Source organism: Pseudomonas sp. P4_C1 (assembly GCF_056402155.1).
Map to the genome: position 1 here is coordinate 17,039 of NZ_JBFUHY010000032.1, position 18,445 is coordinate 35,483.

The following is an 18,445-nucleotide window of genomic DNA, read 5'->3' on the forward strand; positions in this document are numbered from 1 at the left end:
TGCAAGGTACCGCCCATGAAAGCTCAAGCCCGCCATATTCTGGTGAAAACCTCGGAAGAAGCCGAGCAGCTCAAACAACGCATCGCCAAGGGTGAAGCGTTCGATGTGCTGGCCAAGAAGTATTCGACCTGCCCCTCGGGCAAGCGCGGCGGTGACCTCGGTGAAGTACGGCCGGGGCAGATGGTCGGTGTGATCGATGCGGTAATCTTCAAGAAACCGCTACGGGTGGTGCATGGGCCGATCAAGAGCAAGTTCGGGTATCACCTGGTGCAGGTGTTTTACCGGGATTGAGTGGTTGGCTTTCGGCCCCCATCGCGAGCAAGTCGGATCGCCGCACCGTCGCTCCCACAGTGTTTGATGGTGTGGCTGCAATCTGTGGCAACTCACAGATCCCTGTGGGAGCGAGCCTGCTCGCGATCCGATGGCGCAGCCAGCGGCCATTCACCGCCTACCTTGGGATCAGCGCCCCCGGCACCTGAATCACCCGGCTCGCCAACCGATGCCCGGCCTCGGCGGCTTCTTCAGGGCTGCCGCCCTTGAGCCGCGAAGCCAGATACGCCGCACTGAACGAATCCCCCGCCGCCGTGGTGTCCACCACCCGCGCAACCTTCTGCGCCGGCACCTCGAATGACTCGCCATCACAACGAATCAGGCACGCTTCGGCGCCGCGCTTGAGCACCACTTCCGGCGTACCCATCTGCTCATACGCGGCAAACACCGCGTCACAATCGGAGTAACCGAACAACGCCTGTTCGTCATCCACCGTCAGCAACGCCAGGTCGACCTGCGGCAGCACACGGCAATACGCCGCCCGTGCGTCCTCGACCGACGCCCACAGCCGTGGCCGGTAGTTGTTGTCGAACACAATTCGCGCATCGCGCTGGCGGGCTTCGATCAGGGTTTCCAGCAATTTTTCCCGGCCTTGCACGCCGAGTACCGCCAGGGTGATACCGCTGAAGTACAGCACGTCGTAATCCGGCAGCGCCGCAAGGATCGGCGCGGCGGCCGGGGTGGTGAAGCAATCGCGGACTGCCGCTTCGTTGCGCCAGTACAGAAAGCGTCGCTCACCGGCGGCGTTGGTCTGGATGCAATACAAACCCGGCAGGCGTCCAGGCAGGCGCTGGACCATGTCGAGCCCGATATTTTCCGCTGCCCAACTCTGGCACATGGCGTCGCTGAAACTGTCATCACCCAAGGCGGTGACGTAATCCACGGTGCCGTCCTCGCCCAGTTCCCGGGACAGATACACCGCCGTATTCAAGGTGTCGCCGCCGAAGCGCTGTTGCAGGCTGCCGTCGGCGCGATGCTGCAACTCGATCATGCATTCGCCGATCAGGGCGATGCGTGGGGTGTTGGGGCCCAGGGTGTTGATGGTGTTCATTGTTGTGGGGTCTCTGGTGTTTCTTTGTTGTCTGGGGGGACGCTATCGCGAGCAGGCTCGCTCCTACAGGGGATCGCATTCCAATGTGGGAGCGACGGTGCGGCGATCCGACCTGCTCGCGATGGCCGCGCCTCGGTCCTGAGCCTTAGAAACAGGTTTCCATGGTCTCGATGACATTCAGTTGTTCATCCACCAGACAGCCGACACGCCATTTGTCGAACGTCAGGCACGGGTGCGAAGTGCCGAACGAAATGATATCGCCCACCCGCAGATCAACCCCTGGCGCCACGGTCATGAACGCATGCTGGTCCATCACCGCGGTCACTTTGCACGCACTCACATCATCGCCTTTGGCCGGCACCACACCCGCCTTGTACCGCAACAACGGCACCGGCAAGCCAGCGTCGTACGCCACGTCGCGCTTGCCCAGGGCAATCACCGCAAACCCCGGCTCCGGCAACGACTGCACGTGCGCCCACACTTCCAGCGCCGGACGCAGGCCTTCGTGCAGATCGCTGCGACGGTCGAGCACGCAGCACTGTGCTTCCTTGTAGATGCCATGGTCGTGAGCCACGTAACTGCCGGGACGCAGCACGCTGAGGAAACGTCCGGCGGCGTTCTGCGCTTCGAAGGACTCGGCAATCAGGTCATACCAGGCTGAACCCGACGCAGTGATGATCGGCTTGGCAATGGCGAAGGCGCCGCTGTCTTGCAACTGCACCGCCAGGCGCACCAGTGATGCGGCGAAATCGCGAATACCGGTCACGGCGTGATCGCCATGAATGACGCCTTCGTAACCTTCGATCCCGCTCAGGGCCAGTGCCGGTTGCGCGGCGATGGCCTTGGCCAGGTCGAGCACTTCCTGTTCGCTGCGGCAACCGCAACGACCACCGACCACGCCGTATTCGATCATCACGTTCAGGCGCACGCCACGGGAGGCGAAATAGGCGCCGAGGTCGGCGACATTGTCCGGGTGATCGACCATGCAATAGAAGTCGAACGTCGGGTCGGCCAGCAAGTCAGCGATCAACGCCATGTTCGGCGTGCCGACCAACTGGTTGGCCATCAGCACACGACGCACGCCATGGGCGTAGGCGGCACGGGTTTGCGTGGCGCTGGCCAGGGTGATGCCCCAGGCACCGGCGTCCAGTTGGCGACGGAACAGCGCCGGGGTCATGCTGGTCTTGCCATGGGGTGCCAGTTCCGCGCCGCTGTTGCTGACGAAGTCCTGCATCCAGCGAATGTTGTGTTCCAGCGCCTCGCGGTGCAGTACCAGCGCGGGCAGGCTGACGTCACGCACCAGGCTGGCACCGATCGGGGCAGCGCCTTTGTCCACGTTGGCAGTATGGGGGGCAGAAGACATGGTCGAACTCCTCGTTYACGCGGCCGCAGGCAGCCGCTGTTATTCGTTGATGCGACGGGCCAGGCTGTTGGCGCTGTCGATCAACACCCGGCGGTAGTCATTGTAGTTTTTCTTGGCATCGGCTCGTGGAGCGACGATGCACAGGGTCGCGATGGCCACGCCGCCGGGGTCTTTGACCGGGGCGGCAAAGCAATGGGTAAAGGTGTCGGCGACGCTATCGAAAGAAAAGAAACCATCGATTCCGGCCTGACGGATTTCCTTGAGAAACTGTTCCAGCGGCAAGCGTTCGCCGTCAGGCAGGATGAAGTCGTCGTGGTCGATCAGGTCGACGATTTCCTGGTCGCTCAGGTGCGCCAGCAACAGCCGCCCGGAGGCGGTCCAGGGGATGGGTGCGTTTTCGCCAATGTCCGAGGAAATGCGGAAATGCCGTTCCCCCTCCTTCATCAGCGCAACGGTGTATTTGCGCCCGTTGAGCAGGCACATCTGCGCCGTTTCACGGGTCTGGCTGACGATTTCCTGCAAAGCGTGATCGGCTTCACGGGTCAGGTCGAAATGGCGCAAGTGGGCTTGGCCGAGAAAGTACAACTGGCGACCGAGGTAGACATGACCGTCCTTGCCCACCGGCTCCAGGATCCGCCGTTCCAGCAGCGAGGCCACCAGTTCGTAGACTGTGGATTTGGGGCTGCCGATGCCGTTGGCAATGTCGTTCGGGCGCAGGGGCTGGCCGATCTCCTTGAGGAAATCGAGGATATCGAACGCCCGGTCCAGACCGCGTGCCCGGCGCTTGATGGTGTCTTCGGTCATTTCAGTGGTTCCCATTCATAATGCCGGGAGTCTAACCAAAGTGCGTTGTTGGCGGTTAGATCGCCATCGCGAGCAAGCTCGCTCCCACAGAGGTTGAAGTTGTGACTGCAATCTGTGGCAGCACACAAAACCTGTGGGAGCGTGGCTTGCCCGCGATGGGTGCGACTCGGTTCAAGCCTTTTTCTTGTAGGCAATGCAGTCGATCTCGACCTTGCAGTCGACCATCATGTTCGCCTGCACGCAGGCCCGCGCCGGGGCGTGTTCCGGTTTGAAGTATTCGGAGAACACCTTGTTGAAGCTCCAGAAATCCCGCGGGTCTTCCAGCCACACGCCGGTGCGTACCACGTCTTCAAGGCCATAACCGGCCTCTTCAAGGATGGCGATCAGGTTCTTCATGGTCTGATGAGTCTGCTCGACGATGCCTCCGACAATGATCTCGCCATCCAGCGCCGGCACCTGGCCAGACACGTGCAGCCAGCCATCGGCTTCGACAGCACGGGCAAAAGGACGGGGCTGACCGCCGCCGGCGGTGCTGCCGGTGCCGTAACGAGTAATGCTCATGGGTGTTTCTCCTGCTTTGAAAATGACGTTAAAAGCGAGTGCTTTTGAGAAATTCCGCCAGCCGTGGCGATTGCGGGCGCTCGAACAGGTCCTTGGGCGGCCCCTGCTCTTCGATACGCCCCTGATTCATGAATACGATCTTGTCCGAAACCTCGAAGGCGAAGCGCATTTCGTGGGTCACCAGCAGCATGGTCATGCCGTCCTCGGCCAGGCCCTTGATCACACTCAACACTTCGCCGACCAGCTCCGGGTCGAGGGCCGAGGTCACTTCGTCGAACAACATCAGGCTCGGGTTCATGGCGATGGCGCGGGCGATCGCCACGCGCTGTTGCTGCCCGCCAGACAACTGACCGGGAAAGTGATCGCGACGCTCCAGCAGGCCGACGCGCTCGAGCCATTTCTCGGCCAGGGCCACCGCCTCGTCCTTGTGCAGTTTCTTGACCTTGAGCAGGCCCAACGTGACGTTCTGCAACGCGGTGAGGTGCGGAAACAGGTTGAACTGCTGGAACGCCATGCCGGTCATGGCACGATGACGGGCAATGACTTTTTCCGGGTGGCGAATGCGTTTGCCGTTGACCTCGTCATAACCGATGGATTCGCCGTCGAGCAGGATCTGCCCGCCCTGGAACTCTTCGAGCATGTTCACGCAACGCAGCAGCGTGGTCTTGCCCGAGCCGCTGGAACCGATCAACGTCACCACATTGCCGCGCTGCATGCTCAGGTCGACGCCCTTGAGCACTTCGAGCTGGTCGTAACGCTTGTGCAGGCCGCGAATATCCAGCAGCGGCTGGCCGTTTTGTGCATGGGTTTGAGTCTGAGTCATGGCAAAGCCACCCGCTTTTCAATGTGCCGGCCGAGTAACTCGATGCCGTAGTTGATGACGAAGAACAGGAAACCGGCGAACAGGTAAAACTCCAGAGTCATGAAGGTCCGGGCGATGATCTGCTGGGTGCTGAGCAGCAACTCGGCGACGCCGATCACCGACAACAGGGTCGAGGCCTTGACGATCTCGGTCGACGAGTTGACCCAGGTCGGCAGAATCTGCCGCAGCGCCTGGGGCAACAGCACGTACCCGAGGGCCTGAAAGAACGTCAGCCCGATGGCCTTGCTCGCCTCCATCTGCCCAAGCGGCAAGGCCTGCAAGGCACCGCGCACAATCTCGGCGACATGGGAGCCGCAGAACAGCGTCAGCCCCAGCGCACCGGCCTGGAACGCACTGATCTGCCAGCCCAGCGCCGGCGCCATGTAAAAGCACGCCAGCACCAGCACGAACACGGGCGTGCCGCGAATCACATCGACATAAAAACGAAACGGTGCGCGCATCCAGAGTTTGCCGTAGGTCAGCACCAGCCCGGCGACGACGCCAACCAGCGTGCCGAGCAAAATCGCCAGCACCGACACCTGGACACTGGTCAGAAAGCCTTGCCACAGCACTTCCCGCGCCACCCACAACTCATGCAACCAACTGGGGGATTCGTACATGGGGCCTCCTATCGGCGAATCGCCAGACGCTGTTCGAGGTAACGCAGCATCATGGCAATCAGGTAACAGGCCGCCACATAAAGCGCCGTGGTCACCAGCCAGGTTTCAATCACCCGGTAGCTCTCGACATTGATCTTGCGCGCGTAATAGGTCAGCTCCGGTACCGCAATCGCCGCCGCCAGCGAGGTGTCCTTGAACAGCGAAATGAAGTTGTTCGACAGGGCCGGCAACACATTGCGCAGCATCACCGGCACGGTAACGTAGGCCTTGACCTGCCACTCGCCCAGGCCGATAGCCAGCCCGGCTTCGCGCAGGCCCTTGGGAATGCTCAGCAAACCGCCGCGGAACACTTCGGTCAGGTAGGCTCCGGCGTACAGCGACAGGGTGATGATGAACGAGGGAATCTTGTCCAGCCGGATCCCCAGACTCGGCAACGCAAAGTAGATCAACAGGATCAACACCAGGATCGGCGTGTTACGAATCACCGTGACATACACCGACGCCAGCACCCGCAATGCGCGATGCCTGGACAGCAAGGCAAACGCCATCATCAGGCCGATCACGCAGCCGATGGCGATCGACACCAGGGCCAGTTCAAGGCCCATACCGAGCCCCGCCAGCAAGGTGTCGAAATCGCGCCAGACGGCGGCAAAGTTCAACTGATAGTTCATGGTCAGCAGTACCTTGAGCGGGGCGCATATCGGCGCCCCACTCTCACGGGATCATTTGAATTCGACGGGAAAGCCAATCGCCGGCGTTGGCAGATCCACACCGAACCACTGTTTGAACGATGCCGCGTAAGTCGGGAACTCAACGCCGGTCATGGCCTCATGCAGGGTGGTGTTGACGAAATTCAACCAGTCCTGGTCGCCACGCTTGACCGCGCACGCATAGGTCTGCGGGCTCCAGGCGTAAGCCGGGCTGCGGTAGCGGCCGGCGTTCTGCACCATCAGATACTTCACCGAAGACTGGTCGGTGGCCGCCGCGTCGGCGCGGCCGGAGTTCACCGCCTGATACATCAGGTCCACGCTGTCGTACTGATCGACCTTGGCCTTGGGCAGCGCCTGGTGCACCAGTTCTTCGGCGTAGACGTTTTGCAGCACCGCCACGGTGAGACTGTCACCGGCGGCTTTCATGTCATCGATTTCCTTGTACTTGCTGTTCGCCGGCAGCAGCAGGCCGACACCTTCGCGGTAGTACGGCAGGGTGAACGCCACTTGCTGGGCACGGCTGGCCGTCACGGTGATGAACTGGCAGCTCATGTCGACCTTGTCGGTCAGCAGGTTGGGGATACGCGCGTCGGACGACTGCACCACGAACTCGACCTTGCTCGGATCGTTGAACAGCCCCTTGGCCACCATGCGCGCGATATCGATATCAAAGCCTTGCAACTTGCCGTCGGCGCCCTGGAAGTGCCACGGCGCGTTGGTGCTGCCGGTGCCTACAATCAGTTTGCCGCGGGCCAGAACGCTGTCGAGCTTGCTGTCCGCCGCCTGGGCCACGCCCATGGCAGCAGCAGAGGCTGCGAACAGAAAAACACATGCTGTGAACAAGGAAGGTCGGCGATGCATGGCAAGCACTCCAGGGCAATGTTTATTCCGCTATACCGGAACTTGGTATGTAACAACGGAATAGACAGCAGAAAGTGTGCCACAGGATGTGGAGGGAATGTGAGGGAGATTGAAATGTGTTTTGAATCAGAGGGATGCGTGCAAACAGGAAAAAACGTTACCAACCGCACACACGAACTGACGCTACCGTTGGCTACAGGGGACGGGTATCTGGTTCTCAATTGGGTGCACATGAACCCATTCGAAGCAAAACCCGCGACTCTGAACTRCATAATTGGACAACCACCCGTCCGACTGCTTTATTGTACGCCCTAGAAATTACCGGTTTTAGCAACCGCGCCGTATTCGGCGAGTGCGGTCCAAGGAGGGTTGATGTCATTTAAAGTCATGATGGTTTTCGGTACGCGTCCGGAGGCTATCAAGATGGCCCCCTTGGCACGAGTCCTGCGCAATTGGCCGGGTATCTCCCTGAACATCTGCTCCACCGGCCAGCACCGGGAAATGCTCAAGCAGGTCCTCGACTCGTTCGAACTGACGGTCGACGAAGACTTGCAGGTGATGACCCAGGGCCAGACCCTCAACGGTCTCTCCGAACAATTGCTGGGGCATCTCGACAAAGCCTACGAGCGAGTGAATCCGGATATCGTGTTGGTGCATGGCGACACCACCACCAGTTTCATTGCCGCCCTCGCCGCCTTCAATCGCCAGATACCCATCGGCCACGTCGAGGCGGGTTTGCGTACCGGCAACTTACGCGCACCCTGGCCGGAAGAAGCCAACCGACACCTGACCGGTGTCATCGCCGACCTGCATTTCGCACCGACCCTCCTCAACCAGGACAACCTGCTGCGCGAAGGTGTGTCCAAGGCCAACATCGAGGTCACCGGTAACACGGTGATCGATGCGCTGGTATGGATGCGCAAACACCAACAGGAAGTCCACTGGCACCCGGCCGCCGATTCGCCGCTGGCCGTGCTCGACGACAACCGGCGCATGGTGCTGATCACCGGGCATCGCCGGGAGAACTTCGGCGGCGGCTTCCGCAACATCTGCCTGGCCCTGGCCACCCTTGCCGAACGTTATCCCGATGTACAATTCGTCTATCCGGTGCACCTCAATCCGCAGGTGCAAAAGGCGGTCTACAGCGTTCTCTCGGACAAACCCAATATCTATCTGGTGGCGCCACAGGATTACCAGCACTTCGTGTGGCTGATGGACCGCGCTTATTTCATTCTCACCGATTCCGGTGGCATCCAGGAGGAAGCGCCGGCCATTGGCAAACCGCTCCTGGTGCTTCGCGATGTCACAGAGCGGCCATCGGCGCTCGAAGGCGGAACTGTGGTGCTGGTGGGCACCGACACCGATCGCATCGTCAATGAATCGAGCCTGTTGTTCGATGATCAAGCCACCTTCGAGCGCATGAGCCGGGTCCACAGCCCTTATGGCGACGGGCACGCCAGCGAGCGCATCGCCAATCGCCTCGTCATCTGGCTCAAACACCGTACGGCTGGAAAAGCCGTATGAGCCTGGTGTTTGTCGACCTCTTTGCCTATGCGTTGTTCGGACTCAAATACCTCGCGATTACCCTGGCCCTGCTGATGTTCATACTCGGGCTCGATGACCTGTTCATCGACCTGGTGTACTGGACCCGCAAACTGATCCGGCGCTGGCGGATCTATGAAAAATTCGAGCGCGCCGATGAGCAACGGCTGTACACCATCGGCGAAAAACCCCTGGCGATCATGGTGCCGGCGTGGAACGAAGTCGGCGTGGTCGGCGAGATGGCGCGCCTGGCCGCCTCGACCATCGACTACGAGAACTATCAGATTTTCGTCGGCACCTACCCCAACGACGCCGAGACCCAGGCCGACGTCGATGCGGTGTGCCGGCATTATCCCAACGTGCACAAAGTGGTGTGCGCCCGTCCCGGCCCCACCAGCAAGGCCGACTGCCTGAACAACGTGATCGACGCCATCCTGCGTTTTGAAAGCGATGCAAAGATCCAGTTCGCCGGCTTCATCCTGCACGATGCCGAGGACGTGATTTCGCCCATGGAGTTGCGCCTGTTCAACTACCTGCTGCCGGCCAAGGACCTGATCCAGATTCCGGTCTATCCCTACGCGCCGCAATGGAATGGTTTCACTGCCGGGCATTACGTCGACGAGTTCGCCGAGAACCATGGCAAGGACGTCATCGTGCGTGAAGCATTGACCGGGCAAGTGCCCAGCGCCGGCGTCGGCACCTGTTTCAGCCGCAAGGCCATCAGTGCCCTGCTCGAGGACGGTGACGGTATCGCTTTCGACGTGCAGAGCCTGACCGAAGACTACGACATCGGTTTTCGCCTCAAGCAAAAAGGCATGAAGTGCATCTTTGCCCGCTATTCGGTGACCGACCCGAAACTGGCACTGGAACAACCCTGGGTGTTCGGCATGGACCGCGCCTTTTCCCAGGTGATCTGCGTGCGCGAGCACTTTCCCCGGGACTTGCAGTACGCGATCCGGCAGAAGTCGCGCTGGATCGTCGGCATTGTGTTCCAGGGCACCAAGAATCTGGGCTGGAGCCGCAAAGGCATGCTCAATTATTTTCTGTGGCGCGACCGCCGTGGCCTGATTGCGTACCTGTTGAGCTTCCTGGTGAACATTCTGCTGGTGGTGATGCTCGCGCTGTGGCTGGTCACCGAGTTCGCGCCGAATGCCTGGCGGTTCCCCTCGATCCTCTCTGACAGCGCGTTGCTGGTGGGCCTGCTGTGGCTCAATGGTTTCATGCTGCTCAATCGTCTATTCCAGCGCGGTTGGTTTGTCACCCGCTTTTACGGACTGGGCGAAGGACTACTGTCGGCCCCCCGGATGGTGTGGAGCAATTTCGTCAATTTCTTCGCCAACCTTCGGGCGTTGCGCCAAGTGATGGAAATGGGCGATTCCCGGCGCGTCGCCTGGGACAAGACCACCCATGAGTTTCCGGCCCTGGCCGAGGCCCAACGCACCCCGCTGGGCCATCGTCTGGTGGAAAAAGGCCTGCTCTCTGAAGATCAACTCGAAGCCGCGATCACCAACCCGGTACGCCGGCGCCTGGGTCAGGAACTACTGCTGCGCGGGCACATCGACACCACGCAACTGGTGCAGGCTCTGGCCGAACAACTGGACCTGGAATGGGCGCCACTCAATCCGTTCAAGCTCGACAAACGCCTGATCGACGCCGTGCCGCGCAAAATCGCCACGCACTACGGCGTGCTGCCGGTCGGCGAGGAAAACGAAACCCTGGTACTGGCCTCCGAAGGGCCGGTGAGCCAGGTGTCCCTGGGAGCCATCAGCCGTCAACTGAAGCGCCCGGTGCGTTGCCGCCTTGCCCCACAAGGCCGGGTGACGCTGGGGATCCGCTACTGGTACGCCAGCCCTCGTCAAAACGAAGAAGTACATCAGATGCTTGAGGTGCTCGAAAAAAATCAGGACGACGAAGACCTGATCGAGCGCGTCAGCCATCACCAGGTATTGCTGGGCAATCTGTTGCAAGTACGCGGCATGGTGCCGCCAACCCTGTTCAATCAGGCGCTGATCGATTTCGATGCGGAAAGAATGGCTTTAGGTGAACACTTGATTGAACGCGGCATGATTACACAGGAAATTCTCGAACAGGCCTTGGTCGATCAGGCGAGCGAGCAGCACGCTGCCTACTGCATTGCCCGGGAGGCCGCATGAAGCCTGTCCATCGTCAGACCTTGATGGCCAGTAGCCTGTTGCTCTGCCTGAACACGCCGACGTGGGTGCAAGCCGAACCCTTGACCGATTTCGATCAGTTCCGCAGTTACCCCTATATGGACCGCAGTTACCGCGAAGCGAAAAACGGCAACTGGAAGGAAGTCGAACGGCTGATGCGTCACCTGCTGAGCCAAGTGCCAGGAAATGATGAAGCACGGGCACTGCTGGTGCAATCGCTGGTCAAGCAGCAACGCTACGAAGACGCCGTGCAAGCGCTGCAGGATACCCCGGCCAACAGCGAAGCCCTGCTCAACCTGCGCCTGGCCTGGATCGAACAGGATCCGCCGGACAGAAAACAGGTGGAGCAATGGATAGCCTCCAGCAATCTGGAACAGCGGGTGCGCCTATGGCAGGCCTACAGCGCCAGCCTGGCCAAGCGCGGTGGCGCGGCCTCGGCCCATGACTGGCTGGCGCAACTGCCACCCAAGGGTGATGAGCAAGCGCTGCAACAGGCCCGGGCCAATTGGTCCGAGCAATTGCACGATTGGGATAGCACCATCAAGGAACTCGCGCCCCTGGCCGCAAAACAACAACTCGATGCCCAAAGCTGGCAACGCCTGGCCAACGCCTACGTGCAACGCCTCGACGAGCAACCTTTGCAGCAATTGCTGCAAACGGCGCCAAGCCCGGAAGCCGCGCGCAAGACCCGACTGGCCATGGTTGACCGAGCGATTGCCATGGGCCAGGTCCAGCAGGCGCAGCGCTGGATGCAATCGCTGCCGCCCGCCGATCTTGCCAATCCGGCGCAACGCCAGCGTCTGTGGGAACTGGCGCGGCAAACCGGCGACAGCGCCACGGTACAACGCTTGAGTGGTGAGTTGCAGCGGCCGTGCCTGGAGACCGCCGACTGGCTGTCGCGTCGCGATCCGCAAGCGGCACTGACCCAGTTGAAAGGTTGCCAGCCCGAAGAAAATCCGCAAGCGTGGCTGGTCCTCGCCCAGCGCCTGCAAGCCACCGACCTGCTGCAAACGACCCGTCTGCCGGAGCCCTGGGACACGCGACGCCGCGAACACCTGTTCGACGTCTGGCAGGAGGAAGGCCGCAGCGACAAAGTCATGGCCTACCTCGCCAGCCAGCCGCAGACCGCCGACGTGGTCAAACGCCGCGCTGAACTGCTCCAGGCATCKGATCACGATACCGAGGCGGCGGCATTCTGGGAGCGGCATTACCAGCAGACCGGCAACCTCGATTCGCTCAATCAGGCGACCTACCTGGCGCTGAAAGCCGGCCAGCGCGAACATGCGCAGCAATTGCTCGAGAGCGCCTTCGACCGCCACGGCGGCAAGCTGCCGACGCCCCTGCTGCAACGGTTGGCGGGGTTGTATGCCGCGTCGACACCGACCCCAGCGCAACAGCGACGCATCGTTTCGTTGCTCAACCTCGTCGACCCCGCCACTCGCGGGCAGCTGCTGGCGCAACTGGCGGAAAACGGCCAGTGCGGCGCGGTTCAACAGGCGATTGGCGATCAACCGCAAGCCGCGGGCGACTACCGCGCCCTCGGCCGTTGTGCAATGCCCGAGCGCCCCGGCGAAGCGGTAGTGTATTACCAGAGCGCCGAAAAAATGGGTGACCAGAACACTCGCCTGCCACTCGCCTACGCCCTGGAAGCTGCCGGAGACTCGGCGGGTGCCCTGACCATCTGGCGCAGCATTCCGGACGCCGAACTCAGCGACAATGCCCGCCTCACTACCAGCCGCGGCGCCCTGAATATCGGCGCCACGCAAACAGCCGAACGCTACTGGCAACTAAGCCGCACCCGTGGTGCCAATGAGTGGACGTTGGGCGCGGCGATTGCCGATGCCCAGGGCGATCACACCCTCGCGCTGCAACGCCAGCGTTCCGCCCTGCAGCTGGTACCCGATGCCGAGCATTACTATGCGGCTTCGGTCACTGCGCAAAAGGCCGGCGACCTGCAACAAAGTACCGAATGGCTGGCCGAAGCGGCGCGGCGCGAACCGGACAATCCCCGTTATCGTGCCGACTATGGCGTGCGCCTGGCCAGTGCCGAGACCAAGGCGGAACGCGCCCGCTCCATCCCGTATCTGCAACGTGCCACCCAGGATTTCCCGGAAGACTATCGCCTCGGCGAAACCCTGGCCTGGCGTTATGACGAGGTCGAGGACAGCGCCTCGGCGCGCAAGGAACTGCAGCGCGTGATCGACCTGGAGCAGAGCCCGGTGGCCGCCGATGACGAAGAAGGCAGCATGGAGGCACGGCGCTATCGCCAGCGTCGCGCTCATGAAAGCCTGTCCCGTCGCGACTCAGTCACCATCGCCAGTACCTGGTCGCCGGCCGGGATATCGACCAACGACTTCGTGCGCCCTGACCAGAGCACCGGCACGCAGCGACGCTCCAGCTCGCAGAACGTGCAACTGGCCATGTGGGACCACGCATTGGGCGATGAACCCAGTCGCGCAGGCAGTTCGCTGTCGGTCTATGGCCGTGTGTTGCTTGGCGGCGTGGGCCGGTCGAGCTATGCCGAATCCCTGGGTACCGGCGTCGGCCTGCGCTACAAGCCCAGGGGCACCGCCAACATCAACTTCTATGGCGAGATCTACAAACAAAGCCAGTTTGATGACCAGGACAACAATGGCCTGAGCCTCGGCCAAATGCTGGTCCCCGACAAGGTATCCGATCAGGCCGAGGATCACCGCGATGATGGTCACACCACCACCGACTACCTGCTGCGGTCAACGGCGTCGTTCCTTGATCAGGGTCGATTCCGCAACGATTGGCGGGTCGATGAAAGCGATTGGGAGGAGCGCTTCCTCTACCTCGATGCGGCGTGGTGGACCAAGGCCGGCGACCATCAATGGCTGTCGCGCTTCCAACAGGGTCACACCTGGAAGCTGCCGTTCAACGGCGCGCAAACGATCATGCCGTACGGTTTCCTCGAATTCGCCAGCCAGGACCCGAGCAACGACTGGCGCCAGGATCTGCGCACCGGTCTGGGCCTGCGTTGGCAATGGTGGTTCAACGATGACATTTACAATGCCTATCGCGCGCACCTGACGGTGCGCACCGAGTATCAACAAGCGTTGGGCGGCAATCTGTATGACGGYGGTAACGGCGTGCTGGTGGGCGTGGAGTTGAATTTCTGATGAAGCGACTTCTTTTGGCTGTGTGCCTGCTGTTGGGCGCCACGGCGACCCATGCCGACGAACGGATTTTCTATCAGCCGCTCAATGTCGATGCCAACCTGAGCCAGGCGCAATGGCAGCGAATCTGGCAGGACACTGCGCGCCAAGGCGCGCACACGGTGATCGTGCAGTGGACGGCCTACGGTGACTCGGACTTCGGCGGCGCCAACGGCTGGCTCGCGACCAGCCTGAAACTGGCCCAGGCCCAAGGCTTGAAACTGGTGCTGGGCCTGCGCATGGACCCGGCCTATTACCAGCGCATCGATGAGCTGGACAGTGCCGGGCTGGCGACCTACTGGCAGGCGCAACTGGGGCTGTCGCTGGCCCGGCAGCAGACGTTGCGCAAGGACTGGAAACTCCCGGTCAGCGGCTGGTATTTACCCATGGAACTGGATGACTCGCACTTTCTACCGCTCGATCGTCGGCAAACCCTGCAACGCCAACTCAAGGATTTCGCTGGCAAGCTCGACGCGCCGCTGCACATCAGCGTATTCAGCGTCGGTAAACTTGCGCCACAGGTGAATGGCCAGTGGCTGGGCGAAGTGGCCAACGCCGGAATCCAGGTATGGTGGCAGGACGGAGCCGGCACTGGACGCTTGCCACCCGTGGTTCGCAACGGCTACGCCAATGCACTGCCCTGCTCCATCGGCATCGTCAGGGAAGCCTTCCGGCAAGTCAGTGCTGCCGGGCAACCTTTCCGTGCCGAACCGATGCCCCCGCAATCAACCTCGTCGGGCTGCCACCCTACGTCGGTTTTCTCCCTGCGCTATCGACCATGGGGTAAGGCGATTCTCGACAACCAGCACAAAAACGAGGTCGGCGATGTACAGAACCATTGAAGACGAAATGTTGAAAAGATCGGTGCCGGCTGGGCTTATGAACCGATCCATCCAATCCGCGAGCAGGCCTGCCCCCATGTCCCATGGCTGACCTAATGCTTGAATGACGTCATCACCCGTTCGGCATTTTCATCGCAGCTCATGCCTTCGGGCCTGGCCTGAATGGTGTCGATCCAGCCCAGCAACTGCGCCTTGCTATGGGCCAGGTGCCGTTGCATTTCTTCGATCTGCTCGATCTTGCGATGCAGGCCGGCCATCAACTCATCGTGCTTGAACGCGCCCGTCACATTATCCGGCAGTAACTGCTTGAGTTCTTCCAGGCTGAAACCCGCTTGTTGTGCGCACTGGATGAGTTGCAGGGTTTGCAGCGCCTGTTGCGAGTAACGCCGATAACCGTTGGCAGAGCGCTCGACCTGGCGGATCAATCCCTGAGACTCGTAAAAACGGATGCGCGAGGCGGTCAACCCACTCAACTGTGCCAATTCCCCAATCTTCATAGGGGCCTCATTTATTCGCTTGACATTAAAGTTAACTTTAAGCTTAGCCTCTGCTCATCACTTCGAGGAGTCAAGCATGTCGCCCTTCCAGATCTTGAATCTGCCCAACGGCCAGATCATCGGCAATCGCATTGCCAAAGCCGCGATGGAAGAGAACCTCGCCAATACCGATCAGGTGCCCGACCAGGCGCTGTTGCGCCTCTATCAGGCCTGGGCCGAGGGCGAAGCCGGCTTGTTGCTGACCGGCAATGTGATGATCGACCGCCGCGCCATGACCGGCCCCGGCGGTGTAGCGCTGGAAGACGAGCGCCATCTGGAACGCTTCCGCCAGTGGGCAAGTGTCGGCCGGGCCGGCGGTGCGCACTTCTGGGTGCAGCTCAACCATCCTGGCCGCCAGACCATGGCCAACCTCGGCCAGCAAGCCTTGGCGCCATCGGCGGTTGCGCTGGATCTCGGTCAGTTTTCGAAGATGTTCGCCGAACCCAAACCCATGAACGAGGACGACATCCAGGAGGTGATCCGACGCTTCGCCACCAGCGCCGCACTGGCGGAGAAAGCCGGCTTTACCGGGGTGCAGGTCCACGCCGCCCACGGCTACCTGATCAGCCAGTTCCTTTCGCCGCTCACCAATCGGCGCACCGATCAATGGGGCGGTTCGCTGGAAAATCGTGCGCGCCTGCTGTTGTCCGTCGTCGCGGCGGTTCGCCAGGCGGTGTCGCCGCAATTCTGTGTGTCAGTAAAACTCAACTCAGCGGACTTCCAGCGCGGCGGTTTCGATGCCGATGATGCACGGCAGGTAATCCAGTGGCTCAACGAACAACCGATCGACCTGCTGGAACTCTCCGGCGGCAGTTACGAAGCACCGGCCATGCAAGGCGAAGCGCGCGACGGCCGGACCCTGGCGCGGGAGGCATACTTTCTGGAAATGGCCGGTGAACTGGCCAGCGTAGCGCGGATGCCGGTGATGGTGACGGGCGGGATCCGGCGTTTGGCAATCGTCGAACAGGTCCTCGACAGCGGCATCGCCATGGCCGGCATCGGCACCGCGCTGGCCGTGGAACCGCACCTGGTCAAGCACTGGCGCGAAGGCCGGGACATTCATCCGCAGCTGCCGCCGATCCGCTGGAAGCGCAAGCCCCTGGCGGCGTTGGCGAACATGGCGGTGGTCAAGTTCCAGCTGCATCGCTTGAGCCGTGGGCGCACCACCCGACCCAAGGTTTCGGCGTTGTTGGCGTTGATTATTGATCAGTTATACATCGCCAAACGCACGCGTCAGTATCGCCGGGCCATGAGCGCGGACTGATGGATCGCTATTGGCCGGTAAACCGCAGTCGCGACAACATCCGTAGATCCCCCGCGCGGTAATAGTGATCAGTCCAGCTGTTATCCGTCGCCAACGGCTGGACCTGCTTGAGCGCAAGTTTTTTCGCGAAATAGCGAAAGCGGTAATGCTCGTAGAACCGCAGCAACTCCAGGCCATAACGGTCTGCCAGATCGGTATCGCCGCGAATGATCAGATAGTTTTCGTCATTGCCGTTGCTGGCTGCGTCGCTGAGGTTGTGGCTACCGCTTATGATCGTCGGCGCATCACTGGTGAAGTCAGTGACGATGGCTTTGGTGTGCACCAGGATATTGCCCTTCTGACCCTCCCTGCTTTCCTGGAGCCAGCCTTCCAGCCCTTTGTCGAGCAGGGCAACGGTGGTGAATTCAGCGGTACGGTCGGCATGAAACCCGGTGATTTCGCTGGCGGTGTTTTGCAGGCCATAGCGCAGGATGTCGTCATGGGGCAAGCCGAGCAAGGCGTTGAGGATGGCATCGGGCAAGGCGAACGCAGTGACGAACAGCACGTCCTTTTTCGCGGCATTGATGATCGAGACGAACTCATCCAGGTCACCCCCGCCCGAGCGCGGCGAGAACCCGGCGAAAAGTGCCTGCGTCGGATCCATCGGGTTGTGCTGCGTGATCCATTGCCGCGTGGCGCCGACATCTGCCGGCGTGCTCCAGACCTGCTCGAAGGTTTGCAGATAACGGGTACTGAGCCGCGTATCGTCCAGCACATGCACCACGTTGGCCTGACGGTAAACACCGTTGGGGGTGAAGTTGGTACTGCCGCAGAGTACCGCTTCGGGTTGATGCTGCCCCGCTGCGTCGAGCCGACTCAAGACCATAAACTTGTTGTGAAAGATATTGTGGGTGACCCGCCCGCGTTTGTTCGCCTGGGGGATATTTTTCAGGCTGACCTCGTTCAAGGCGGTAGTGTCTTCGCCCGGTTGCGCGTGATAAAGGACGCGAACTTTCACGCCGCGTTCCAGCGCAGCCTCCACTGCGTCGACTATCACCTGTAACTGGTACTCATAGATGGCGATATCCAGCGCCCACTGGCCATCGACAGCACGCGCGATAAACCCCAACAAGCGCCCGAGCAAACCGTTCTCCAACCATCTACGCGGGGCTTCGGGCCAGGCTTCGATGGGCAGCTTGTTCCTTTTGCCAATGAGTGCATCGAGATCGGGAAACTTGCGCTCGAACGCCTGACTGGCGGCTACTGCGCGGTTGAAGTTGACACTTTGGTTGCCGGGATGGCCATCGTCGGAGGTGACCGTTACCTCCAGGCACTCACCCAGTTGTGGCGCATTGTGGCTGCCGTAGACCGGGTAGACCCGATAATGGATCGTCATCCCCGGATTGACCGCGTAATCGGCCCAGCGGAATTTCTGTAACGGTGCGATATCGCTGGGCGTGGCGTGAAACTGGGGGAAGGTATGGTCCTTGTCCGGGAACGTCAGGCTATTGAACAGAAACATCCAGGGTTTGCTGCCCTGCTGTTTTTCAATGGCAAAACCCAACAGGCCAATGCGACGGGATTCGGCCAGGTCCATGGCCAACAGCACGCCATTGGTGCCGGCGTAAGCCTTGACGCGAAAATCGCCCTGTTCATTGACGGCCAGGATACGCATGGTTCACTCCTGTGATGGATTTGCCCGGTGAGCATAGATCGTCGATGAATTTTTTACCCTGACGACCCGAAACCGGATTGATGCCTTCGCGAGCA

Annotated in this window: 16 protein-coding genes; 6 read left to right on the forward strand and 10 right to left on the reverse strand. The window is 61.0% G+C overall.

Annotated features, from left to right (window positions below; all coding sequences use genetic code 11):
• Positions 1-15: 15 nt before the first annotated feature.
• Entirely contained in the window at positions 16-291 is a 276-nt protein-coding gene (locus AC1DU9_RS18015) for a peptidylprolyl isomerase (RefSeq protein ID WP_007898282.1), read from the forward strand.
• Positions 292-448: 157 nt separating this feature from the next.
• Here AC1DU9_RS18015 and AC1DU9_RS18020 read toward each other — a convergent pair whose 3' ends face one another.
• The 8 genes from AC1DU9_RS18020 to AC1DU9_RS18055 all read right to left on the reverse strand — a co-directional run bounded on the left by AC1DU9_RS18020 (position 449) and on the right by AC1DU9_RS18055 (position 7,162).
• On the reverse strand, positions 449-1,381 hold the full coding sequence (locus AC1DU9_RS18020; RefSeq protein ID WP_477810573.1) for a sugar kinase: 933 nt from the start codon (positions 1,379-1,381) through the stop codon (positions 449-451).
• A 145-nt stretch (positions 1,382-1,526) separates the two neighbouring features.
• On the reverse strand, positions 1,527-2,744 hold the full coding sequence (locus AC1DU9_RS18025; RefSeq protein WP_477810574.1) for an amino acid deaminase: 1,218 nt from the start codon (positions 2,742-2,744) through the stop codon (positions 1,527-1,529).
• A 39-nt stretch (positions 2,745-2,783) separates the two neighbouring features.
• On the reverse strand, positions 2,784-3,548 hold the full coding sequence (locus tag AC1DU9_RS18030) for an IclR family transcriptional regulator (protein WP_223463295.1): 765 nt from the start codon (positions 3,546-3,548) through the stop codon (positions 2,784-2,786).
• 171 nt (positions 3,549-3,719) lie between these two features.
• Entirely contained in the window at positions 3,720-4,109 is a 390-nt protein-coding gene (locus tag AC1DU9_RS18035) for a RidA family protein (RefSeq protein WP_057714589.1), read from the reverse strand.
• 28 nt (positions 4,110-4,137) lie between these two features.
• Entirely contained in the window at positions 4,138-4,932 is a 795-nt protein-coding gene (locus AC1DU9_RS18040; RefSeq protein ID WP_477810575.1) for an amino acid ABC transporter ATP-binding protein, read from the reverse strand.
• Entirely contained in the window at positions 4,929-5,591 is a 663-nt protein-coding gene (locus tag AC1DU9_RS18045) for an amino acid ABC transporter permease (protein WP_223463293.1), read from the reverse strand. Before AC1DU9_RS18045 ends, AC1DU9_RS18040 begins: the two co-directional genes overlap by 4 nt.
• Before the next feature lie 8 nt (positions 5,592-5,599).
• Positions 5,600-6,262, reverse strand: coding sequence for an amino acid ABC transporter permease (locus tag AC1DU9_RS18050; RefSeq protein WP_108217292.1), 663 nt, complete (start codon positions 6,260-6,262; stop codon positions 5,600-5,602).
• Positions 6,263-6,313: 51 nt separating this feature from the next.
• Positions 6,314-7,162 (reverse strand): transporter substrate-binding domain-containing protein, encoded by an 849-nt coding sequence (locus AC1DU9_RS18055; RefSeq protein WP_223463292.1) that lies wholly within the window; start codon positions 7,160-7,162, stop codon positions 6,314-6,316.
• A 372-nt stretch (positions 7,163-7,534) separates the two neighbouring features.
• On the opposite strand from AC1DU9_RS18055, the gene wecB reads away from it, so the two are divergent.
• The 4 genes from wecB to AC1DU9_RS18075 are packed head-to-tail and all read left to right on the forward strand — an operon-like array spanning position 7,535 to position 14,896.
• Positions 7,535-8,686, forward strand: coding sequence for a non-hydrolyzing UDP-N-acetylglucosamine 2-epimerase (wecB, locus tag AC1DU9_RS18060; RefSeq protein ID WP_223463291.1), 1,152 nt, complete (start codon positions 7,535-7,537; stop codon positions 8,684-8,686).
• Positions 8,683-10,857: a cyclic di-3',5'-guanylate-activated glycosyltransferase NfrB gene (gene nfrB, locus AC1DU9_RS18065; protein WP_223463290.1), complete on the forward strand. Its 2,175-nt coding sequence runs from the start codon at positions 8,683-8,685 to the stop codon at positions 10,855-10,857. The genes wecB and nfrB overlap by 4 nt, the downstream gene beginning before the upstream one ends.
• Positions 10,854-14,018: an NfrA family protein gene (locus tag AC1DU9_RS18070; RefSeq protein WP_477810576.1), complete on the forward strand. Its 3,165-nt coding sequence runs from the start codon at positions 10,854-10,856 to the stop codon at positions 14,016-14,018. Before nfrB ends, AC1DU9_RS18070 begins: the two co-directional genes overlap by 4 nt.
• Positions 14,018-14,896 (forward strand): DUF4434 family protein, encoded by an 879-nt coding sequence (locus AC1DU9_RS18075; protein WP_223463288.1) that lies wholly within the window; start codon positions 14,018-14,020, stop codon positions 14,894-14,896. Before AC1DU9_RS18070 ends, AC1DU9_RS18075 begins: the two co-directional genes overlap by 1 nt.
• Before the next feature lie 92 nt (positions 14,897-14,988).
• On the opposite strand, the gene AC1DU9_RS18080 is transcribed toward AC1DU9_RS18075, so the two are convergent.
• Complete coding sequence (locus AC1DU9_RS18080) at positions 14,989-15,393, reverse strand: MerR family transcriptional regulator (protein ID WP_223463287.1); 405 nt, start codon at positions 15,391-15,393, stop codon at positions 14,989-14,991.
• A gap of 76 nt (positions 15,394-15,469) precedes the next feature.
• Here AC1DU9_RS18080 and AC1DU9_RS18085 point away from each other — a divergent pair, with 76 nt between their 5' ends.
• Positions 15,470-16,696, forward strand: a complete 1,227-nt coding sequence (locus AC1DU9_RS18085) for an NADH:flavin oxidoreductase/NADH oxidase family protein (RefSeq protein WP_223463286.1) — start codon at positions 15,470-15,472, stop codon at positions 16,694-16,696.
• Between the two features lie 7 nt (positions 16,697-16,703).
• Here AC1DU9_RS18085 and AC1DU9_RS18090 read toward each other — a convergent pair whose 3' ends face one another.
• On the reverse strand, positions 16,704-18,350 hold the full coding sequence (locus AC1DU9_RS18090; protein WP_223463285.1) for a phospholipase D-like domain-containing protein: 1,647 nt from the start codon (positions 18,348-18,350) through the stop codon (positions 16,704-16,706).
• Positions 18,351-18,445 lie beyond the last annotated feature (95 nt).

Coding starts and splice junctions, on each gene's coding strand:
- AC1DU9_RS18015 (WP_007898282.1), top strand. CDS start 16: ATGAAAGCTCAAGCCCGCCATATTCTGGTGAAAACCTCGGAAGAAGCC.
- AC1DU9_RS18020 (WP_477810573.1), bottom strand. CDS start 1,381: ATGAACACCATCAACACCCTGGGCCCCAACACCCCACGCATCGCCCTG.
- AC1DU9_RS18025 (WP_477810574.1), bottom strand. CDS start 2,744: ATGTCTTCTGCCCCCCATACTGCCAACGTGGACAAAGGCGCTGCCCCG.
- AC1DU9_RS18030 (WP_223463295.1), bottom strand. CDS start 3,548: ATGACCGAAGACACCATCAAGCGCCGGGCACGCGGTCTGGACCGGGCG.
- AC1DU9_RS18035 (WP_057714589.1), bottom strand. CDS start 4,109: ATGAGCATTACTCGTTACGGCACCGGCAGCACCGCCGGCGGCGGTCAG.
- AC1DU9_RS18040 (WP_477810575.1), bottom strand. CDS start 4,932: ATGACTCAGACTCAAACCCATGCACAAAACGGCCAGCCGCTGCTGGAT.
- AC1DU9_RS18045 (WP_223463293.1), bottom strand. CDS start 5,591: ATGTACGAATCCCCCAGTTGGTTGCATGAGTTGTGGGTGGCGCGGGAA.
- AC1DU9_RS18050 (WP_108217292.1), bottom strand. CDS start 6,262: ATGAACTATCAGTTGAACTTTGCCGCCGTCTGGCGCGATTTCGACACC.
- AC1DU9_RS18055 (WP_223463292.1), bottom strand. CDS start 7,162: ATGCATCGCCGACCTTCCTTGTTCACAGCATGTGTTTTTCTGTTCGCA.
- wecB (WP_223463291.1), top strand. CDS start 7,535: ATGTCATTTAAAGTCATGATGGTTTTCGGTACGCGTCCGGAGGCTATC.
- nfrB (WP_223463290.1), top strand. CDS start 8,683: ATGAGCCTGGTGTTTGTCGACCTCTTTGCCTATGCGTTGTTCGGACTC.
- AC1DU9_RS18075 (WP_223463288.1), top strand. CDS start 14,018: ATGAAGCGACTTCTTTTGGCTGTGTGCCTGCTGTTGGGCGCCACGGCG.
- AC1DU9_RS18080 (WP_223463287.1), bottom strand. CDS start 15,393: ATGAAGATTGGGGAATTGGCACAGTTGAGTGGGTTGACCGCCTCGCGC.
- AC1DU9_RS18085 (WP_223463286.1), top strand. CDS start 15,470: ATGTCGCCCTTCCAGATCTTGAATCTGCCCAACGGCCAGATCATCGGC.
- AC1DU9_RS18090 (WP_223463285.1), bottom strand. CDS start 18,350: ATGCGTATCCTGGCCGTCAATGAACAGGGCGATTTTCGCGTCAAGGCT.